We start from the raw sequence: 16362 nt of genomic DNA, 5'->3' as shown, positions 1-16362 counted from the left end.
TGGCCACCGCCTGCGTGGTCGTCTGGGCCCACCGCGCCAACATCGGTCGCCTGCGCACCGGCACCGAGAACAAGATCGGCAGTAAGAAAAAGTAGGTTGCGATTCCTCGAGATCGGGCTTCCGGGTAGTACTCAGTCGCTCAGACAGTCCTCGCTCGGCGGAAATGCCCACTGGGCATTTCCGTTCGCTGCGGAACTCGCTTGGTGAGCACCACCCGAAAGTCCTCTACGCTCAACCATGGTTGAGTGAAGCGGAGATACGGGGTGTTCTGACCGAGCGAGTTCCGCAGCGACTGAAACAGGACTCAACGTCCTGTTTCACAAAGCGAGGACTGTCTGAGCGAATCAGAATATCGCGTAGCTCCGCTCCCGCGGAGTTTCAACCAAGAGAAAGGAATGCGAATGCGCGTAGCGGTTATCGGAGCGGGAAGCTGGGGAACGGCGTTGGCGCTCGTGCTGGCCGAGGCGGGGCACGAGGTGATGCTGTGGGCGCGCACGCCGGAGGTGGCCGCCTCCATCAACGCCGAGAACCGCAACCCGCGCTACCTGTCGGACTACCGCCTGCCTGCGGCCATCCGCGCCACGTCGGTGTACGCCGAGGCTTGCGAGGGGGCCGAGGCCATGGTCATCGTGACGCCCTCGGCGGCCCTGCGCGGCGTGGCCCGCGACCTGGCTGCGCTCATCGGGCCCGACACGCCCATCGTCATCTGCTCGAAGGGCGTGGAGGAGGAGACGGGTCTGCTGCCCATCGACACCTTTGCCGACGAGCTGGGCAATCCGGACCGCTTCGCGGTGCTGTCGGGTCCCACCCACGCCGAGGAGGTCATCTGCCGCAAGCCCTCGGCTGCCGTGGTGGCCAGCACGAGCGAGGCCACGGCCCTGTTCTTCCGCGACCTGTTCGCCACGCGCTTCTTCCGCACCTACACGTCGGACGACGCGGTGGGCGTGGAGCTGTGCGCGGCCTTCAAGAACGTCATCGCCATCGCCGTGGGCATCTCCTACGGCATGGGCTTCGGCGACAACACCGCGGCGCTGCTCATCACCCGCGGCCTGGCCGAGATGAGCCGCATGGTGGTGGCTGCCGGCGGAGAGGCCATTACCTGCATGGGCCTGGGCGGCGCCGGCGACATGGTGGTCACCTGCATGTCGCAACACTCGCGCAACCGGCGCTTCGGCGAGCAGTACGTGGCCCGCGGGCTTGCGCTCGCCGACTTCACGGCCCAGACGCACATGGTGGTGGAAGGCGCCATCGCCTGCAAGACGCTGGCCACCCTGGAGGCGCGCTACGGGGTGGAGCTGCCCCTGACCGACACGGTGCGCAGCGTGGTGTGGGAGGGCGTGAACCCCCGCGATGCCGCCGCCGCTCTGATCGACCGCCCGTTGAAGAGCGAGTTCTACTAAGTCCTCCAAGCCTCTGCTCCTCCGGCCCGGGAGGGCGGCGGGGGTGCCGTGCTCGGGCAGTCCTCGCTCGGCGGAACAGTCCACTGGACTGTCCCGTTCGCTGCGGAATCTGCGCGCGGGCCCCCGCCGCCCTCCCGGGCCTGCTCCTCTCGCTCCCGCGGCCCGGCGCCGGAGGACAGTCTATTGGATGCTATTGTTCACCTGCACCATAAGGTTTCACCAGGTAAACGGAGCGCATACATGGTTGCAACCAAAGGGCCTTCCCGCCTTTTCCGGGGCGGGGAGGCCTTATTGTTGTCATCAGCCGAACGGAGAGGGTTTAAGGCAAGCAATTCCTAAGCCTCGCCGTTCGCGCCTTGACAAACTATCACAGAGCTTCCGTCGCACCGTCTCCTGCGTGAACCCTCCTCTCTCCTCTCTCTCAAAACCCTCGCGGCGGAAACCAATTCCATGCGCACGTTTCCCCTTCTCCTCCGTGCGTACTGACAAAAGGCCCTCCGGTTCCCCTGCCGGAGGGCCTTTCCCTTTTGTTCTGCATTTCGCCCGCTATCAGGCCTCATGGCGGGTTTCGCCTCTTGATGTTTCGGCTCTGATACCGTAACGTTATCAGATCAACGCAAAGGAGGTGATTGTGGAAGGTTCGCGCCAGAGAAGGTCCTACGCCTCGTGGATCGTCGCCTTCGTGCTCATCTTCGCGCTCATGGGCACGTCGGTGTACGCTGTGGCGAAGAGAACCTACGACGACATGTCCGATGCGGCCATCCGCAACCTCAACGAGAATCTGAACCTCATGCAGAACACCGTCGAGGCCATCATGCGCAGCGAGGCGGAGTTCCAGCAGCTTATCGCCGACGAGATCGGCCAGGCCCCCGATCCGCTCACCTATGTTCTGAACCTGCGGAACAACGAGACCACCTCCAAGATGTCGGTGGTGCTGAACGGCCAGGCCGAGGGGCTTTCCAACAACGGCGAGCCCTTCAATCCCGCCGATCTCGACTTCTCGGCGGGGGGTACCGTGCTCGGCCTGCCCATCTCCCAATCCTATGTGAACGACCGGGGCACGTGGGCCTACACCGTCGCCTGTCCCATCACGCGCGACGGGGCGTCTGTCGGCACGCTGTACAGCGAGTACGTGTACGACGCCATCGACCAGTCGCTGCCCCAGGGCTTCTACGACCAGCAGGCGGTGCTGTACCTGATGGACGCGGCCACCGAGCGCTTCGTGCTGAAGCCCGAGGGCATGGGCGAGCGCGATGCGGGCCATCTGAACTTGGAAGACTTCTACCGGGCCAACAACGTGGTGGACGAGGCCACCTTGGCGCTGGTGAACGACGGCATCGCCTCGAAGGAGAGCGTGCTGTTCGCCCACGACGTGAAGGGCCGCGAGTCGCTGTGCTACCTGTGGTCCATCAACGGCGGCACCACCTACCTGGTGGGCTACGTGCCCATGGCCGCCATCCAGCAGGAGGCCGAGGCGGTGAACGTGGCCATCGGGCTCGTTATCGGCATCACTGCGGCGGCCTTTGTGCTATGCGTGGTGGTGTATGCGCTGAACCGGCGCAAGCAGCTGCAGATCCAGCGTGCGCGGGAAGCCGAGCGGGCGCTGCACAACGAGCAGCTCACCCGGGCGCTGAAGGCGGCCGAGGTGGCCAACGAGTCGAAGTCGGCCTTCCTGGCCAACATGTCCCACGACATCCGCACGCCTATGAACGCCGTACTGGGATTCACCACCATCATCGAGAAGGAGGCCGACAACCCGGCTAAGGTGCGCGACTGCGCCAGCAAGATCATGGCCTCGGGGCGCCATCTGCTCGATCTCATCAACGATGTGCTCGACATCTCGAAGATCGAGAGCGGCAAGGCCACGCTGACCCTGGAGGAGTTCGATCTGGGCGACTCACTGGCGGCGGTGGAATCCATCATCGCCCCCATGGCCGCCGATAAGGGGCAGATCTTCCGCGCCGAGGTGGAGGGCGTGCGCCACGAGCGTCTCATCGGCGATGAGACGCACTTGAACCAGATCCTCATCAACCTTCTGTCCAACGCTGTGAAGTACACGCCCGAGGGAGGCTCCATCTGGCTGCGCTTCATCGGGTTGCCCCAACACTCCAGCCAGCTGGAGCGCATCCGCATCGAGGTGGAGGACAACGGCTACGGCATGACGCCGGAATTCCTCGAGACCATCTTCGACTCGTTTACCCGCGCCGAGAACAGCACCACGAACAAGGTGCAGGGCACCGGCCTCGGCATGTCCATCACCAAGAGCCTCGTGGAGTTGATGGGCGGTACCATCGAGGCCCACAGCGTGGAGGGGGAAGGGTCGCTGTTCCGAGTCGATCTGGAGCTGCGCATCCCCGACGAGCAGGCCCAGGGCTTCTTCTGGTCCCAGCAGGGCATCGCGCGCATGCTGGTGGTGGATCCCACGGCCGCGGGCCGTGAGGTGGCACGCACCCAGATGGAGGGCACCGGCGTGGTCGTGGACACGGTGGTCGACGAGGCCGAGGCGCGCGCTGTTGCGGCCGAAGTGCCGGACGGCTTCCAACTGGTGCTGTTCAACTGCGACGCCCTTGATGCCGATGCTGTGGCCGCGGGCGTGGCTCTGCGACGCGAGGTGGGCTCCGAGGCGGAGGTTCCCCTTGTCTTCGTGCTGGGCCACAGCTTCGACGCGGCCGCCGATGCGCCGCTGCCCCCGCGCGCAGGCATTCTCGTCAAGCCATTCTTCGTCTCCACGCTGAAGCACAAGATCGAGGAGATCACGGGCGTGGGCGGCGAGGACGAGGCCGCTGCCTACGATGCCGTGCTTCAGGGCAAGCACTTCCTGGCCGCCGAGGACAACTTCCTGAACGCGGGCATCCTCACCGAGCTTCTGGAGTTGGAGGGTGCCACGGTGGAGATCGTGGAGAACGGCCAGCTGGCGGTGGAGCGCTTCGAGCGCTGCGTCCCCGGCGAGTTCGATGCCATCCTCATGGACGTGCAGATGCCGGTGATGAACGGCCATGCCGCCTCCCGCGCCATCCGGGCCCTTGCCCGCGACGATGCGCTTTCTATTCCCATTATCGCCATGACGGCCGATGCCTTCGTCGAGGACGAGAAGGCGGCCCTCGCTGCGGGCATGAACGCCCATGTGGCCAAGCCGCTGGAGATCGGCGAGCTGAAGAAGGTCGTGGACCACTACGTCGAGAAAGGACTCTCATGAAACGCTTTTTCGGAGCCCGGGCGCGCCGCGTGGCCGCCCTCTGCGCCGTGGCCCTGGCCGCTTGCGCCCTCACTGCCTGCGCTGCCGGCGACGAGCCGGCCAGAAACCTCGCCGCCCAGACCGGCGACGACGCCACCGCCACGGTGACCTTCTTCAGCCCCATGGAGAAGGCCAACCCCGATGCCGAGAACACCGCCCGCACCGCGAGCGATCTGACCATCGCCATGGCCGAGGAGCAGCTGGGCGTCACCTTGGCCTACCGCACCTACACTGCCGAGGACTACCAGGACAAGACCTATGACGAGGTGTGCCTCGACCGCGTGCGCGCCGACCAGGACGATCTGTACCTCATGAACCCGGATGCCATGGTGGCCCTGGGCAAGGAGGGGCGCCTGGCCGATCTGTCGGGCCTTTCCTGCGTGCAGAACCTGCGCGAGGTGGTGAAGGTGGCCAACACGGTGGACGGCAAGCTGGTGGGCATTCCCCAGGAGGTGGTGGCTTACGGCCTGTTCGTGAACAAGGACATCTTCGACGAGTGTAAGCTGGAGCTGCCGAACACCCCCGAGGAGTTCCTGGAGTGCTGCCGCGTGCTGAAGGAGAAGGGCTACGACACGCCCCTGGGCGCCAATCGCTGGTGGCTGGAGACCTTCGTGTTCGCCCAGGCCTACGCCGATATGTACAACGGGGGCGATGTGGCCGCCGAGGTGGCCGCCCTGAACGCCGGCGAGGCCCGCTACAGCGACTACATGCGTCCGGGCTTCGAGTTTTTGAAGCAGCTGATGGATGCCGGCTACATCAATGCCGAGAATGCCCTGGTAAGCGAGGCCTTCGAGGGCGCGGGCGAGGGTGTCGACTTCATGGCGGGCAACACGCCCATGGTCATGGCCTACTGGGGCGCCGCCAACACCGACACCGCCTACGGCAACCCGAGCTTCAATATGCAGGTCATCGGCTTTCCCAGCGCGAAGGGGCAGATGCCCGTGGTGTCCATGACCGGCTACTCGGTGGCCGCCGGCGCCGAGAACCTGCAAGGCGCGCTCGACGTGATGGATGTCATTCTGTCCGACGAGGCGCTTAAGGTGTACGCCGAGACCAATCGCGTCATCTCGCCTTCGATGAACGTGCAGGTCGACTGCGTTGAGCCTTTGCGCCCCCTGAGCGAGAAGGTGGAGGCTGACACCTACGTGCTGGCCACGAACGCCGGCATGGACGTGGAGCAGTGGGGCAACGTGTGCCTGGTGGTGCGCGATCTTCTGGGCGGCGCTTCGGTGGACGAGTGCATGGCGAAGCTGGACGCGCTTCAGGATGCGGCGGCTGCTTAATCTGCTTGTCCGCGGGCGCGGGGCGTCGGGGCGGTTGCCGCAGTACCCGCTTCGCTGTTCGCTTCGCTCAGGCGCTGCGCTGCCTCATGCTTTTATGGGCGCCCCTTCGGGGGCGCTTTTTTCATAATGGTGTTCAGAGAACTGCGGCAACCGCCCCGACGCCCCGCGCCCGCTACTGGGATACCCGCTGCTCCAGGTTCAGGAGGGCGGTCGCTACGGCGTCGGCGGGTTTGCCTGCGGCGGTGACGACGCGGTGGGTGGGCACGAGCAGGGGAGTGGGGCAGGCACGCAGGGCGGTGCCCACAGCGCGGTAGGAATCGGGCGCGCCGAGGGCGGCGGCTAGGTCGCGGGCCGTACGCGTCTGCCCGTAGGGAATGCGCGTCACGGCCTCCCACACCTCGCGCTGGAAGGGGGTTCCGGCAGCCGCCCGGGCCACGGTGAAGGCCGTGCGCTTGCCGGCCAGGTATTCCATGATCTCGGTGGCGCAGCGGTTCGTGACGGCTGCGGGGCGCCGTGTGCCGCCGAGGGTCGTCTCGCCCAGCACCACATCGGTGACGGCTCCGCCTGTCGCGCCGATGGTGACGGGTCCGAATGCGGTGGGGTAGATGTAGAAGGTGCGCTCGTCGTCGCTGGGCACGGGTGCTCCTTGTCCTCGGATGCAGGTTTGCCGCTGGTGTCCATTATACGCCGCGGCATGGTCGTCGGTGCGCTAGAATAGCGTCACTGGAACTTCGCGAGATGAGGATGCGTCCTATGTACCAACCGGTGAAAATCGCCCCGTCCATCCTGTCGGCCGACTTCATGCGCCTGGCCGCCGACATCGCCGTCATCGAGGAGGGGGGCGCGAACTTCGTCCACATCGACGTGATGGACGGCCATTTCGTTCCCAACCTCACCATGGGCGTGCCGCTCTTGAAGCAGCTGGCGCCCGCCACCGACCTGGTGTGCGACGTGCACCTCATGATCGACAACCCCCTGGTGCAGATTCCCTGGTTCATCGATGCCGGCGCCGATCTGGTGAACGTGCACGTGGAGGCACTCGCCGACGGCGAGCTTCAGCGCGCGGTGGCGATGGTCCACGAGGCGGGATGCCTGGCTGCGGCTGCCTTGAAGCCCAAGACGCCGGTTGCGGCCCTCGCGCCGGTCATCGCCGATCTGGATATGGCGCTCGTCATGTCGGTGGAGCCGGGCTTCTCGGGCCAGAGCTACATCGTTGGCACCGAGGCCCGCGTGGCCGAGGCCGCCGCCATGGCCCGTGCCGCCGGCAACGAGGCCATGCTCATCCAGGTAGACGGCGGCATCGGGCCGGCCACGGCGCCGCTTGTGGCGGCCGCCGGCGCCGATGTGCTCGTGTGCGGCAACGCCGTGTTCAAGGCAGAGGACCCGGCCGCCGCCATCGCCGAGGTGCGCGCCGCCGCCGACAAGGCGCGCCTGGCCGCGCTGGCCGCATAGGGGAGGGGCGACGCTATGACGAACTTGCAGAGCGATTCGGACCGCGTGGCGGCGGAGCTCGCCGCCGACGTGGCCATGGCCGAGGGGTCTCCCGATGCCGAGGACGCGCGCCTGCCCGAGCCCGCGTCCTCCTTCGTGTACCTGGACTACGCGGCCACCGCGCCCCTGTCTCCAGAGGCGTCCCTGGCCATGGAGCCCTTTCAGGTGCCGGGGCCGGCGAACCTGGCGGTGAACGCCAACGCCAACTCCCTGTACGGGGCCGGGCGCCGTGCCTTCGACCTCATGGAGGGCGCGCGGCGCCAGGTGGCCGGCGCCCTGGGCGCGCGGCGCCCCGACGAGATCGTGTTCACCTCCGGCGCCACCGAGGCCGATGATGCGGCCATCATCGGGCTGGTGGAGGCGGCCTGTCAGAAGCGTCGTCTCGCGGGGCGGGGCGATGCGCCGGTGCGCGTCATCACCTCGGCCATCGAGCACGATGCGGTGCTCGCGCCCTGCCGGCGTTTGGAAGGCGCCGGCATCGAGGTGGTGTACCTGCGCCCGAACCGCCAGGGCTTCGTGGAGACCCGCGCGCTGGAAGAGGTGCTGGACGGGAACACCGTGCTCGTGTCGGTGCAGGCCGCGAACTCTGAGGTGGGCGCCATCCAGCCCATCGCCGAGCTGTCCGCCCTTGCCCATAAGGCCGGCGCGCTCTTCCACACCGACGCGGTGCAGGCTTTGGGAAAGGTTCCGTTGAACGTGGGCGAGCTGGGGGTGGACGCCGCCTCCTTCTCGGCCCACAAGATCGGTGGCCCCAAGGGCGTGGGCGCCCTGTACCTGAAGGCCCGCACGCCGTTTTCGCCCTACCTGCTCGGCGGCGGCCAGGAGAGCGGCCGGCGCAGCGGCACCCAGAACGTGGCGGGCATTGTCGGTTTCGCGGCGGCGCTTTCCGCCACCGTGGCCGCGGCTGAAGACGAATCGGCGCGTCTGCGGGCCCTGCGCGACAAGCTGTACGCGGCCCTGGCCGAGGCGGGTTTCACGCCCACGGTGGAGGTGGAGCCGCAAAGCCGCGACTTCCTTCCCAACATCGTGCACGTGCTGGCCGACGACATGGAGAGCGAGACTATGGTGCTGCGCTTCGACCAGCTGGGCTTCTGCGTGGCTGGCGGCAGCGCCTGCTCCAGCCACTCGCTGGAGCCGAGCCACGTCTTGCGCGCCATGGGCATCGCGGGCGATGCGGTGTACAACGCCCTGCGCGTGTCCATGGGCCGTTACACCACCGAGTCGGACATCGACGCCTTCGTCGCCGCGGCGGCGAAGGTCGCGAACTGGTAGGAGCGAACATGGAACTGGTGAACACCCACTGCCACTGCGTGTACTCGGGCCACGGCGCAGGCTCCGTTGCGGAATACGCCGATGCCGCGGCGGCGGCCGGGCTTTCCACCCTCGCCTTCACGGAGCACTTCCCGCTGTCGCGCGTCTTCGACCCGGACGCCTACCTCTCCATGACCGAGGAGAACGTGGGGCGCTATCTGGCCGAGATCGAGGCGGCGCGCACGGCGCACCCGCAGATCGAGTTCATCGTCGGCACCGAGATGGACTACCTGGGCGATTTGGAGGACCGCGCCATCGACGAGGCGGCGCTTGCCCCCTTCCGCTTCCGACTTCTGTCGGTGCACTTCATCGACGGCTGGGCCTTCGACGATCCGGCTCAGCGCGACCGCTGGGAAGAGCCCGGCGCGCCCGACGCCATCTGGCGGCGCTACGGCGAGCTGTGGTGTACGGCGGCGTCGGATGCGAGCCTGCCCTACGACGCCATGAGCCATCCCGACCTGGCGAAGAAGTTCGGCTACTATCCCTCCTTCGCGCTCGCGCCCTTTTACGAGGCCATGGCCGAGGCGGCCCGCGCGGGCGGGCGCATGGTGGAGGTGAACACGTCGGGGGGCTACTACGCCTGCGCCGAGATGTTCCCGGCTCCGGCGCTGCTTTCGGCCTTCTGCCGGGCGGGCGTGCCCTGCACCGTGGGCTGCGATTCCCACGACCCGGCGAATGTCGCCCGCGATATCGAGCGGGCCTACCGCCTCATGTACGAGGCGGGCTACAGAAGCGTTACCGTTCCGACAGCCACAGGCGACCGCCGAAGCATTACCATCGAATAGGGTGTGCCCGGCCGGCGGCCGCAGAGCCGTCGGAGGCGCGCCGACAGGCAAAGACGATCCGCCGCGGTTCGGCGGCGGCACGAGCATCGAAAGAAGCTGATCGATATGGGTCTGTTCAACAAGGGGGAGCGCGCGGGCGCTCCGGTGAAGAAGGACGCGCTGTCGCGCCGCGGGGCGAGCGAGCTGGCGAAGAAGTCGTTCTCTCTGACCATCGGCGCGCTGGAGCAGGCGCTGCTGAAGGAATTTCCCGCCGAGGACGCTGAAAGCTGGGATCGCACGGGGCTTCTGGTGGGGGAGCGCGGGCTGCCGGTAACCAAGGTGGCCGTGGCGCTGGATCCCACGGTGCAGGCCATCGAAGAGGCCGCCCAGGCCGGTGCCAACGTGCTGCTCACCCATCATCCGGCCTATCTGGCCGCGCCCGACACCTTCGCGCCCGAGCCCAGCCCGGCGCTCAGCGCGGGTGCGGTCGTGTGGGCCGCCATTCGCCATCAAGTGGCGCTCATGGACTTCCACACGGCCCTCGACGTGAGTCCGCTGGCGGCCCGCGTGCTGCCGGGCATGCTGGGCCTGAAGTTCACGGGGAAGTTCGCCGAGCCGCTGTCCTCCTCGCGCCGCAAGGGCTACGGGCAGATATGCGAGGTGCCGGCCGTTGACGGCGCTCCCGAGACCCTCGGACGGCTGGCGGCCCGCTGCACGGCGGTGTTCGGCCGTGCGCCGCGGGTGTGGGGCGCGCCGGATGCGCCGCTGCGCTGCGCCGTTACCTGCACCGGCTCGGCGGCCGACACGGGCGCCGCGGCCCTGGCCCTCGGCGCGGACGTCGTTGTCTGCGGCGAGATGAAGTACCATGCGGCCCTGGAGCTTTCCCGTGCCGGCCTTGCGGTCATCGAGCTCGGCCACGACGGAAGCGAGCTGCCCCTGGTGGCCGTGCTCGCCGAGGCGCTGGACAAGGCGGGCGTGCCGGCCGATGCCATCGTGCTCATCGACCAGTCCGAGAACTGGTGGTATCCCGAGGCCGTACGCGTGTAGCGCGGGCGTTTCCCAACTCTGATGGAAGGGCGGCTGAGGGCCGCCCTTCTTTTCCGTTGCCGCCGAACAAAAAGGATTTTTTCCGTCGTGCGCTTCCGCGGCGCGGGTTTTCGCCTATTATTATCAGGGAAGAACACCAGACTGAAGGAGAGGTGCCATGGACGCTACGCGCGAGGACATCGAGAGCCTGTTCGAAATGCAGCGCATCGATCTTGAGATCAAGCGCCTCACCAAGCAGCTGGACGAGCTGCCCCAGCGCAACATCATCATGGCGGTGCGCGAGAAGAAAACCGCCATCGCCGCCCAGCAGGAGAAGGTGGCCGAGCTAAAGCGGACCACATCCCGCAAGCTGGCCCGCATCGACGACGAGGACGCCTCCCTCGCGAAGAAGGAGGCTGGCGTGCAGGCGGCCATCGACGCCGCCCACGGCGACTTCCGCAACGTGGAGGCCCGCACCAAGGAGCTGGCCGGCATCGTGTGCCGCCGCGCCACCATCGCCGAGGAACGCGCCGGTGTGGCCGCCGAGCTTCAGAAAGTGGTGGACATCGAGGACCAGATCACGCTGGCCCTCGACGAGATCGCCGTGAAGGAGCAGCAGGCCATCGACTCGTTTCAGAAGCAGGGGGGCGACCTGAAGCTGGCCATCGCCAAGCTGGAGGCCCAGCGCGGCCAGATGGAGACGAAGCTTGATCCCGATTTGGCCCGCACCTACGACCGCATCGTCGCGCGCTCGGGCGGCGTGGCCATCGGCGTGCTGGACGGCACCCGCTGCGGCGTGTGCCGGGTGCCCATCGACGGCGGCCGCCTCATCGACCTGCGCAGCCAGGCACCCCTCGGCGTGTGCCCCTCGTGCAAGCGTCTTCTGGTAATCGCGTAAATAGTTCTTGTAAGGTACGAAGGACCTGTGCTATAGTAGGCAGGCTTTTGTCATTGACAGTGGTAATTGGTATTAATGGAGTGATAAGAAATGTCCAAGGTTTGCGAAGTTTGCGGTAAGCACCCCGTCGCTGGTCGGAGCATCAGCCATTCCCATCGCGTGAGCAACCGTATGTTCCGCCCGAACATCCAGAAGGTCACCATTCGCGATGCGAAGGGCCATGTGCGCCGCGCCAATGTGTGCACTTCCTGCATGAAGGCCGGCAAGGTGGAGCGCGCCTAAATTCGCCGTTCCCCCGGGGTGGCGAAGACTGAAGCTCAAAAGCCCGCACCGCGGGCTTTTCTGCGTTTGGGGCGGTCCTACTTGTGGAATATGCCCGACGGTCAACCGCGGGTAACCGCACCGCCATCTTCCTTGCGCTATACTTTTCCCGATTTGCGAATGCGACAAACTCAGAGGAAAGGACACCTCCCATGAGTTCTACGATTTCCGGCAACCTGCACGTCGCCAACGACGTGCTGGCCGACTTGGTCGGCAACGCCGCCATGGAGTGCTACGGCGTGGTGGGCGTGTGCGCTCCGAACGCCGCCGACGGTATCGCGAAGATCCTGCCCGCCAGCCGTCTGCGCCGCGGCGTGGTGGTGAACAGCCTGGATACGGGCGTGCACGTGGATCTGTACATCATCGTGGAGTACGGCACGAATATCGCCACGGTATCGCGCAACCTGATCGATCAGGTCAGTTTCGCGCTGAAGGAGTATGCGCGCGTGCCGCTCGCCGGTGTGGACGTGCACGTGATGGACGTCAAGGTGCGTCGCTAGCCCCCTTATGAGCCGGGTGCCGGCGAGGCCCGTGAACGGGTCCGCGCATCGTCGCCCTTGAAGGAGCATCAAACGCTTATGTCTACTTACACTTCCAACAACATTCTGAACGCCGTGGCCGCCGCCGCCAAGACGCTTGACGAGCGCAAGGAAGAGGTCAATCGCCTGAACGTGTTCCCCGTGCCCGACGGCGACACGGGCACCAACATGTCGCTGACCATCCAGAGCGTGGTGGGCAACGTGGCGAACCTGCCCATCGGGGCCAGCGCGGTCGAGGTGCGCAAGGCCATCACCACCGGCGCGCTTATGGGCGCCCGCGGCAATTCCGGCGTCATCACCTCCCAGATCCTGCGCGGCCTGTGCGAGGGCAGTCAGGGCTTCGAGACCTTCGACACCGAATCGGTGGCCGCGGCCTTCGCCAAGGCCGTGGAAGTGGCCTTCCAGGCCGTGCGCAAGCCGGTGGAGGGCACCATCCTCACGGTGCTGCGCGACGCCGCCTCCGCTGCGAAGAACGCCGCCGACGAGGAGCTTCCCACCGACGAGGCGCTGGATGCCATCGTGACCGAGGCCTACGCCTCGGTGCAGCGCACCCCCGATCTTCTGCCGGTGCTGAAGGAGCACGGCGTGGTGGATGCGGGCGGCTTCGGCCTGGCCATCATCTTCGACGCCTTCACCGCCGCGCTTCTGGGCCGTGCGGGTACCATGGTCGACGAGCTTTCCTTCGGGCGTGGCACGCATCCCAAGGTGGAGATCGAGCAGGTGAACGACTGGGAGGGCTCGCAGTACCGCTACTGCAACGAGTTCCTGGTGGATTCCGACACCCTCGACCGCGAGGAGGCCCTGAACTTCCTGTCCACCATGGGCGACTGCGAGCTGTGCGTGGGCGACGTGCCGAAGTTCAAGGTGCACGTGCATTCCGATCATCCCGATCAGGTGCTGAAATACTTCCTCGATCGCGGTCAGGTGTCCGAGGTGTTCATCCACAACATGCAGATCCAGTCGGCCGAGCGCACCGAGAAGCTGGCCGCCGAGGAGGAGGCCGAACGCAAGCCTTTGGGCTTCGTGGCCGTGGCCGCGGGCGAGGGCAACGCCGACATCCTGCGCAGCCTGGGGGTGGATGTGGTCGTTTCGGGCGGACAGACCATGAACCCTTCCACGAAGGACCTGCTGGACGCGGCCGCGTCGGTGAATGCCGAGGCGGTTATCATCCTGCCGAACAACTCCAACATCATCATGGCGGCCAACTCCGCTGCCGAGCTGGCCGAGACTCCCTGTGCCGTAGTGCCCACCAAGTCGGTGCCCCAGGCCTTCTCGGCCCTGTTCGCGGTCGATCAGGACGCCTCGCTTCAGACCAACGCCGAGGAGATGACCGAGGCGGCTGCCGCCGTGAAGACCGGCGAGGTTACCTGGGCGACCCGCGATTCCAAGGACGCCGCGGGCAACCCCATCGCCGAGGGCGATGTCATCGGCATTGCCGACGGCTCCATCGAGGCGGTGGATTCCACCATCGACGGCGCGGTGCTCACCCTACTTGGCAAGATGGACGCCGACGACGCCGACACCTGCACCATTCTGGCCGGTGAGGGCTACGCCGACGACGATCTGGAGGCGCTGGTGGAGAAGATCGAGGAGGCCTACGAGGACCTGGAGGTCGACGCCCAAAGAGGTGAACAGCCCCTGTACCCCATTGTGTTCTCGGTCGAATAGACTCGCTTTAAGATCGCCGGGGGCGCGGGACGGACGGCATACCCAGTCGCTCGGACAGTCCTCGCTCGGCGCAAATGTCCACTGGACATTTGCGTTCGCTGCGGAACTCGCTTGGTGGGCACGCCGTCCGTCCCGCGCTCGACGTTATCATTGCTGAAGTAGGGGAGAGCCGTTGCCCATTGATCGGGAAAAAGCCACGTTGGCGTTGGACGGGCCCGTCTCACGGGTCCGTTTGGTCAGCCCCGCCCGCGCCAAAGCGCTGGAGAAGCTGGGCGTGCGCACGCTGCGCGATCTGCTGACGCATTTCCCCCGGTCCTATCTCGATTTGTCTCAGGTGGAGACCTGCGCCTCGGCGCGCATCGGCGAGACGTGCACCATTCGAGGCACCGTTCACGAGATCAAGCTGAAGAAGCCCCGCTACAACCTGAAGCTGGTGGAGATCGCCCTGGTGGACGGCACGGGCATTCTCATGGTGACGGCATTTCGCCAGCCGTGGCTGATGGACCAGGTGAAGGCCGGCGATGAGGTGGCCGTATCCGGCAAGGTCACGTTCGACTACGGCTACAAGCGCATGACCAATCCCTTTATCGAGGTGGTGGGGGAGCAGGACGGTCCCTCCATGGCCGGCGCGGTGGTGCCGGTGCATCCAGCTACCGAGAAGCTTTCGGCCGCCTGGGTGCGGCGTATCGTGGCCAACGGTTTGGAAGAGGCCGATGGTGCCTTCGATCCGCTGCCTTTGGGGCTGCGCCTGCGCTACCGCCTGATGAGCCGCAACGCCGCACTGCACGCCATCCACTTTCCGCGCACCATGGACGAGGCTGCCGAGGCGCGGCGGCGTCTGGTGTACGAGGAGCTGTTATATCTGGAACTGTTTCTGATGCAAGAGGGGGCCGAGCGCGCTCGCGGGGCCACGCCGACGGCGCACGTGGTGGACGGCCGGCGCGTCGGCGCCTTCGCGACGGGGCTTCCCTTTGCGCTCACCGGAGAGCAGGAACGCGCCCGCGACGAGATTCTGGCGGCCATGGCCGCTTCTTCGGCCATGAACCACATGCTGCTGGGCGATGTGGGCACCGGTAAGACCGTGGTGGCCGGCTTCGCCCTGGCTGCGGCGGCTGATACCGGGGGCCAGGCGCTGCTGCTGGCGCCCACCGAGGTGCTGGCGCGCCAGCACGCCGAGGGGCTGGGCAGTCTGCTCGCGGCCGCCGGCGTTTCCTGCGAGCTGCTGACCGGGTCAACGCCTGCCGCCGAGCGCGCCTCCATCACCGGGCGTTTCGCGGCCGGCGAGGTGGACGTGCTCATCGGCACCCACGCCCTGCTTTCCGACGACGTGCAGCCGGCGCGCCTCACCCTGGCGGTAATCGACGAGCAGCAGCGTTTCGGCGTGGATCAGCGGGCGCGGCTGCTGGCTAAGGGCGAGGCACCCGATGCCCTGTATCTTACGGCCACTCCCATTCCCCGCACCCTGGCTCTGGCCCTGTACGGCAACCTGACGCTGTCGTATCTGAAACACCGCCCCCACGATGCAGTGTCGCGTAGCACCCGGGTGCTGCCGAAGGAGCTGCAGGGCGAGGCCTTCGACGCGGCCCGGGCTGCCCTTGCTCGCGGCGAGCAGGTGTACGTGGTGTGTCCCCTGGTAGGGAAGAGCACGGCCGAGCGCGACGAGAAGGCGGCTGGCAAGGCGTCCGACGCCGATGCGGCGGGGGAGGAGTACCATCCCGTGGTGGCCATCGAGGGCGAGGGCGACTTCGACGACGATGTGACGGCGGCCACAAAGGAGGCGGCCATGCTGCAGGCCACCACCTTCGCCGACTACACGGTGGAGCTGATGCATGGCGGCATGGGCGCCGATGCCAAGCGCGCGGTGATGGAGCGCTTCCGCGACGGCGAGGTGCAGGTGCTGGTGGCCACCACGGTCATCGAGGTGGGCGTGGACGTGCCCAACGCCACGGTGATGATCGTGCAGGACGCCGATCGCTTCGGCCTGGCCCAGCTGCATCAGCTGCGCGGACGCGTGGGCCGCGGCACGAAGGCCGCCGAGGTGTTCCTCGTGTCGGCCTCCACCCGCGACGAGTCGCTGGCGCGTCTGGCGGCCATGGAAACCACCGACGACGGCTTCGAGCTGGCGGCCTACGACCTGTCGCTGCGTCGCGAGGGCGATATTCTGGGCAACCGCCAGCATGGTGCGAGCGGGCTGAAGCTGGTGAACATCATGCGCGACGGCGCCGTCATCGAGGCGGCCCACGCCGATGCCGCTGCGCTGTTGGACGTGGACCCCTGTCTGGAGGAACCCGACCATCGCGCCATGGCCCGGGAAGTGCGGCTCGCCTTCGCCGGGGAAACGGTAGGAGGGTAGGGGCTCAGCTGCCTGTCGGAGGCGCGGGGCACTCCAATTCGCTCGGACAGTCCTCGCTCGGCGGAACAGTCCA

General features: G+C 66.8%; 13 protein-coding genes. 12 read left to right on the top strand and 1 reads right to left on the bottom strand.

Annotated features, from left to right (window positions below):
- Nucleotides 1-401: 401 nt before the first annotated feature.
- The 3 genes from VIN30_RS03670 to VIN30_RS03660 all read left to right on the top strand — a co-directional run bounded on the left by VIN30_RS03670 (nucleotide 402) and on the right by VIN30_RS03660 (nucleotide 5918).
- On the top strand, nucleotides 402-1400 hold the full coding sequence (locus tag VIN30_RS03670) for an NAD(P)H-dependent glycerol-3-phosphate dehydrogenase (protein ID WP_420915314.1): 999 nt from the start codon (nucleotides 402-404) through the stop codon (nucleotides 1398-1400).
- 631 nt (nucleotides 1401-2031) lie between these two features.
- Complete coding sequence (locus VIN30_RS03665; protein WP_338209367.1) at nucleotides 2032-4596, top strand: hybrid sensor histidine kinase/response regulator; 2565 nt, start codon at nucleotides 2032-2034, stop codon at nucleotides 4594-4596.
- Nucleotides 4593-5918 (top strand): ABC transporter substrate-binding protein, encoded by a 1326-nt coding sequence (locus VIN30_RS03660; protein WP_338209365.1) that lies wholly within the window; start codon nucleotides 4593-4595, stop codon nucleotides 5916-5918. The genes VIN30_RS03665 and VIN30_RS03660 overlap by 4 nt, the downstream gene beginning before the upstream one ends.
- A 172-nt stretch (nucleotides 5919-6090) precedes the next feature.
- On the opposite strand, the gene VIN30_RS03655 is transcribed toward VIN30_RS03660, so the two are convergent.
- Nucleotides 6091-6555, bottom strand: coding sequence for a methylated-DNA--[protein]-cysteine S-methyltransferase (locus tag VIN30_RS03655; RefSeq protein WP_338209363.1), 465 nt, complete (start codon nucleotides 6553-6555; stop codon nucleotides 6091-6093).
- 116 nt (nucleotides 6556-6671) lie between these two features.
- Here VIN30_RS03655 and rpe point away from each other — a divergent pair, with 116 nt between their 5' ends.
- The 9 genes from rpe (at nucleotide 6672) to VIN30_RS03610 (ending at nucleotide 16289) form a co-directional block, all read left to right on the top strand.
- Nucleotides 6672-7370, top strand: coding sequence for a ribulose-phosphate 3-epimerase (gene rpe / locus VIN30_RS03650; protein WP_338209361.1), 699 nt, complete (start codon nucleotides 6672-6674; stop codon nucleotides 7368-7370).
- A gap of 15 nt (nucleotides 7371-7385) precedes the next feature.
- Nucleotides 7386-8681 carry a cysteine desulfurase family protein gene (locus VIN30_RS03645; protein WP_338209359.1) on the top strand — a complete coding sequence of 432 codons (1296 nt, stop codon included), beginning with the start codon at nucleotides 7386-7388 and terminating at the stop codon, nucleotides 8679-8681.
- 8 nt (nucleotides 8682-8689) lie between these two features.
- Nucleotides 8690-9505, top strand: coding sequence for a histidinol-phosphatase HisJ family protein (locus VIN30_RS03640; RefSeq protein ID WP_338209357.1), 816 nt, complete (start codon nucleotides 8690-8692; stop codon nucleotides 9503-9505).
- A 105-nt stretch (nucleotides 9506-9610) separates the two neighbouring features.
- Nucleotides 9611-10531, top strand: coding sequence for a Nif3-like dinuclear metal center hexameric protein (locus VIN30_RS03635; RefSeq protein WP_326423789.1), 921 nt, complete (start codon nucleotides 9611-9613; stop codon nucleotides 10529-10531).
- A 157-nt stretch (nucleotides 10532-10688) separates the two neighbouring features.
- The gene (locus tag VIN30_RS03630) at nucleotides 10689-11408 is read left to right on the top strand and encodes a zinc ribbon domain-containing protein (protein ID WP_338209354.1); all 720 of its coding nucleotides are present in this window, start codon (nucleotides 10689-10691) and stop codon (nucleotides 11406-11408) included.
- 90 nt (nucleotides 11409-11498) lie between these two features.
- Nucleotides 11499-11690, top strand: a complete 192-nt coding sequence (gene rpmB / locus VIN30_RS03625) for a 50S ribosomal protein L28 (protein WP_028027152.1) — start codon at nucleotides 11499-11501, stop codon at nucleotides 11688-11690.
- A 191-nt stretch (nucleotides 11691-11881) separates the two neighbouring features.
- Nucleotides 11882-12229 (top strand): Asp23/Gls24 family envelope stress response protein, encoded by a 348-nt coding sequence (locus VIN30_RS03620; protein ID WP_326423787.1) that lies wholly within the window; start codon nucleotides 11882-11884, stop codon nucleotides 12227-12229.
- A gap of 78 nt (nucleotides 12230-12307) precedes the next feature.
- Nucleotides 12308-13936 (top strand): DAK2 domain-containing protein, encoded by a 1629-nt coding sequence (locus VIN30_RS03615; protein WP_338209350.1) that lies wholly within the window; start codon nucleotides 12308-12310, stop codon nucleotides 13934-13936.
- 232 nt (nucleotides 13937-14168) lie between these two features.
- Nucleotides 14169-16289, top strand: a complete 2121-nt coding sequence (locus VIN30_RS03610; protein ID WP_338209348.1) for an ATP-dependent DNA helicase RecG — start codon at nucleotides 14169-14171, stop codon at nucleotides 16287-16289.
- Nucleotides 16290-16362 lie beyond the last annotated feature (73 nt).

The organism is Adlercreutzia wanghongyangiae, from assembly GCF_035989245.1.
GTDB classification, from domain to species: Bacteria; Actinomycetota; Coriobacteriia; order Coriobacteriales; family Eggerthellaceae; genus Adlercreutzia; species Adlercreutzia wanghongyangiae.
This window is presented reverse-complemented; position numbering and strand designations above follow the sequence as displayed.

What these genes read in the sequence shown, in the direction of transcription:
- VIN30_RS03620 (WP_326423787.1), top strand. Translation starts at nt 11,882, where the DNA reads ATGAGTTCTACGATTTCCGGCAACCTGCACGTCGCCAACGACGTGCTG.
- VIN30_RS03660 (WP_338209365.1), top strand. Translation starts at nt 4,593, where the DNA reads ATGAAACGCTTTTTCGGAGCCCGGGCGCGCCGCGTGGCCGCCCTCTGC.
- VIN30_RS03645 (WP_338209359.1), top strand. Translation starts at nt 7,386, where the DNA reads ATGACGAACTTGCAGAGCGATTCGGACCGCGTGGCGGCGGAGCTCGCC.
- VIN30_RS03670 (WP_420915314.1), top strand. Translation starts at nt 402, where the DNA reads ATGCGCGTAGCGGTTATCGGAGCGGGAAGCTGGGGAACGGCGTTGGCG.
- VIN30_RS03630 (WP_338209354.1), top strand. Translation starts at nt 10,689, where the DNA reads ATGGACGCTACGCGCGAGGACATCGAGAGCCTGTTCGAAATGCAGCGC.
- VIN30_RS03640 (WP_338209357.1), top strand. Translation starts at nt 8,690, where the DNA reads ATGGAACTGGTGAACACCCACTGCCACTGCGTGTACTCGGGCCACGGC.
- rpmB (WP_028027152.1), top strand. Translation starts at nt 11,499, where the DNA reads ATGTCCAAGGTTTGCGAAGTTTGCGGTAAGCACCCCGTCGCTGGTCGG.
- VIN30_RS03615 (WP_338209350.1), top strand. Translation starts at nt 12,308, where the DNA reads ATGTCTACTTACACTTCCAACAACATTCTGAACGCCGTGGCCGCCGCC.
- VIN30_RS03635 (WP_326423789.1), top strand. Translation starts at nt 9,611, where the DNA reads ATGGGTCTGTTCAACAAGGGGGAGCGCGCGGGCGCTCCGGTGAAGAAG.
- rpe (WP_338209361.1), top strand. Translation starts at nt 6,672, where the DNA reads ATGTACCAACCGGTGAAAATCGCCCCGTCCATCCTGTCGGCCGACTTC.